This window comes from Shewanella sp. SM32 (assembly GCF_025654235.1).
GTDB lineage: Bacteria > Pseudomonadota > Gammaproteobacteria > Enterobacterales > Shewanellaceae > Shewanella > Shewanella oncorhynchi.
Genome location: NZ_JAKKRO010000122.1, coordinates 1 through 2,991, shown reverse-complemented (window position 1 = coordinate 2,991; position 2,991 = coordinate 1). Strand labels below are relative to the sequence as shown.

Annotated in this window: 5 protein-coding genes; 1 reads left to right on the top strand and 4 read right to left on the bottom strand. The window is 41.6% G+C overall.

All coding sequences use genetic code 11. The features are described 5' to 3' along the window. Positions 1 to 136: 136 nt before the first annotated feature. From L5M10_RS23435 to L5M10_RS23420, 4 genes are all read right to left on the bottom strand, one after another. Positions 137 to 649 carry an arsenate reductase ArsC gene (locus tag L5M10_RS23435; RefSeq protein WP_212601006.1) on the bottom strand — a complete coding sequence of 171 codons (513 nt, stop codon included), beginning with the start codon at positions 647 to 649 and terminating at the stop codon, positions 137 to 139. Between the two features lie 78 nt (positions 650 to 727). Further along, positions 728 to 1,075, bottom strand: coding sequence for a metalloregulator ArsR/SmtB family transcription factor (locus tag L5M10_RS23430; protein WP_212601007.1), 348 nt, complete (start codon positions 1,073 to 1,075; stop codon positions 728 to 730). Further along, positions 1,068 to 1,484, bottom strand: a complete 417-nt coding sequence (locus L5M10_RS23425; protein ID WP_212601008.1) for an arsenate reductase ArsC — start codon at positions 1,482 to 1,484, stop codon at positions 1,068 to 1,070. The genes L5M10_RS23430 and L5M10_RS23425 overlap by 8 nt, the downstream gene beginning before the upstream one ends. 98 nt (positions 1,485 to 1,582) lie before the next feature. Further along, positions 1,583 to 1,870 (bottom strand): ArsR/SmtB family transcription factor, encoded by a 288-nt coding sequence (locus L5M10_RS23420; RefSeq protein WP_182743184.1) that lies wholly within the window; start codon positions 1,868 to 1,870, stop codon positions 1,583 to 1,585. 224 nt (positions 1,871 to 2,094) lie between these two features. Between L5M10_RS23420 and L5M10_RS23415 the strand changes: the two genes are divergently transcribed. Next, the coding region (locus L5M10_RS23415; protein WP_263256050.1) for a permease at positions 2,095 to 2,991 on the top strand (897 nt) is incomplete at its 3' end.

The following is a 2,991-nucleotide window of genomic DNA, read 5'->3' as shown; positions in this document are numbered from 1 at the left end:
CCAAAGGTTAGCCAGCTCGCTAAATCGGAAAATAGTTGCAGCATAATCAAACTTCCTTGGTATACATGAAAGCGATGAAGCAAAAGGATATTGCTATTTTAATTAGTTGAATAAACACCAATTAAATACAAACCATTTATCTTTGAATAAGTGGAAATTGACTCGCAATTGATTGTAATGATGCTTTTTGAGCTTCTATACCTGCCGAAAGCGGCAACGAGATTAATGCCTTTATACGATTTTCAAGTGTTTCTATAACATAGCTAAATTGCTCATCTATATCGGGGGCGTCGATTGATGTTGGGTCGGGTAAACCCCAATGTAATTTAAGTGTTTGACCTAACCACAAAGGACAGGTTTCTCCCGCAGCATTATCACAAACAGTGATCACTAAGTCAGGAGTGAAATCCGCCATCATATCCCAGCTTTTGCTGCAGAGCCCTTCGGTAACATAGCCTCTGTGTGCTAGTTGCAATAGAGTTTGAGGATGAACGACCCCGGCAGGTTCACTACCGGCACTCGCAAATTGCCATTGAGCAATAGTAGTCAAAGCTTGCTTACCGACGAGATCTCGACCTATAGCTTCAGCTAGGATGCTGCGACAGGCATTATGGGTACATAGAAAGAGCACTTTTATAGCTGGTGCCATATCAACCTCTAGCGATTTAATATATGAATTTTCATATATTTTAGATTAAATTTTTTATTTATTTGTTACAAACAATCTTTAGCAACAGGCTCTAGCGCGCTCGGGGCGGCCACCCATCTTGCACAGATTACGCATGTTTTCTTCAAGGAATACCGGATTTTGGCTGGTAACCTCACTCAACACTGACTTTCCCCATTCGGGTAAATCATTACTGATACTATAGAAAATCCATTGCCCCTGCCGGCGATCGACTAATAATCCGCACTTACGTAATTGGGCTAAATGCCGCGAGATCTTGGGCTGAATTTCCTGCAAGGCTTCGGTCAATTCACAGACGCAAAGCTCACCCTCGTGCTGAATCAACATCAAACAGCGCAAGCGAGTTTCATCGGCTAAACATTTAAAAAATTGCGTAGGATTAATCATTAAGATCCTTAGACTGAACGAGTACAAACATTTTTATTCTTTCGTTGAGTTCTCTAAAAGTTTGTTCAAACCCACGAGTGCCCGATTCGATTTTGGGATCGGGATAATCCCAAGCAATAATCTTATCTGCCAAGGGGAAACTCTGACACTCTTGCGTTGATTTTTCACAGAGACTGATCACAAAGTCAAAGGATTGCCCACTAAACTCACTGACAGACTTCGAACGTAACTCACTCGTACCCAAATTATTTTTCTGCAAAAGCGCAAGAGTTCGCTCATCGATGGGCTCAGGCTGCGTACCCGCACTAAACACATCAAACTGCTCTTGGGCTTGGTGTCTTAATAAGGCCTCAGCGAGTTGTGAACGCGCAGAATTACCAACACAGAGAAAAAGTACACGTTTTTTCATGGGAATGAGTCCTGATGAAAGAGAATGTCACTATATACGATTTATCATATATGTAAATATCCACATGTAATAATTTACTGTTCATTTAACAAAATTGTTCACTGAGCACTACAACATTGATCTTGTAAAAAATGCACTAATCCTTGTAATAATTCATAGTCAGGTACGCAGTACAGCACCCTTCCCTCGCGCCGTTGGGAAATCACTCCCGCTGACACAAGGGCACTAATATGGTGTGAGAGAGTTGAACCAGGGATCTGCAACTCGTCTTGTAACTGACCCACCGCAACGCCAGCATATCCGCCCTTGACCAGTAATCGAAATAGGGCGAGACGCGTTGGATGGCCCAGTTCTTTTAATACTTTAGCAGCATTCTCTATATTCATATCGGCCTCATTTCGTTAAGTAATTCGATAATACCAGAAATATCCTTACCCTAGCGACCTCAAAATCGACCACTCATAAACAATCAAAAGCAGGGTGTCATGTGTTTAAGCATCAATAGGTATACCAAATATTTCCATTATTCTAGAAATAATATATTGAAAACACTTCGCCCAAACACTATTATTCTAGAATATTCGAAACTTTAAGTTGAAGAGGTAAAAAAATGAGTCCTGAAATGATTCTTATGATGAAAGAAACGGCAAGCATGTTCGCTTTCCTTGCCGTTGAGCTTACCCTACTATTTCTTGTCATAAGCTACCTAGTAGGTATTTTACAAGAATTTATCACCCCTCAAAAAATACAAGCGATGCTAAGCTCACGCAACGGCAGAGGTTATGTCATTGCTGCACTACTTGGGTCAATTACCCCGTTTTGCTCTTGTTCTACCATTCCCTTTTTGAAAGGCTTACTCAGGGCTCGTGCCGGTTTTGGCCCTATGATGGTATTCCTGTTTGCCAGTCCATTACTGAATCCGATTATTATCGGACTATTTGTTGTCACCTTTGGCTTAAAAGTAGCACTTTTTTATTTTGTAGTAGCAATGGGAGTCTCTGTCATTGCAGGCTATATGCTTGAAAAGCTGGGGTTTGAAAGGTATGTCCGTAAAGAAGCTTATACTCTGGAAGACACTGTCACTTCATGTTGTGACACTAAACCTTCCTCCTTTTCCAGTACCTGTTGCGAAACTAAATCGACAGCAGTTGCGAACTCATGTTGCGATACTAAACCCACAGCTGTTGCGAACTCATGTTGCGATACTAAACCAGTAACGACTACTGATATAGCACCCAAAAGTAAGCCTCAGAGCCGCTGGATAAGAGTTTGGCACTCTACTTGGAAGGACTTCAAACAAGTACTACCTTATCTATTTGTGGGCATTCTGTTGGGGTCAATGATCTACGGTTTTATTCCTACAGATTTAATCGTTAAATATGCCGGTGAAGCAAAATGGTACGCTATTCCTGTGGCGGCTTTAATTGGTATTCCACTTTATATTCGCGCCGAAGCAGTAATCCCTCTCAGCGCCGCATTAGTGCAAAAAGGGATGGCGATGGGTTCT

Excerpts from the sequence above, each read along its gene's own strand:
- L5M10_RS23435 (WP_212601006.1), bottom strand. The coding sequence starts at position 649 with ATGGCACCAGCTATAAAAGTGCTCTTTCTATGTACCCATAATGCCTGT.
- L5M10_RS23430 (WP_212601007.1), bottom strand. The coding sequence starts at position 1,075 with ATGATTAATCCTACGCAATTTTTTAAATGTTTAGCCGATGAAACTCGC.
- L5M10_RS23425 (WP_212601008.1), bottom strand. The coding sequence starts at position 1,484 with ATGAAAAAACGTGTACTTTTTCTCTGTGTTGGTAATTCTGCGCGTTCA.
- L5M10_RS23420 (WP_182743184.1), bottom strand. The coding sequence starts at position 1,870 with ATGAATATAGAGAATGCTGCTAAAGTATTAAAAGAACTGGGCCATCCA.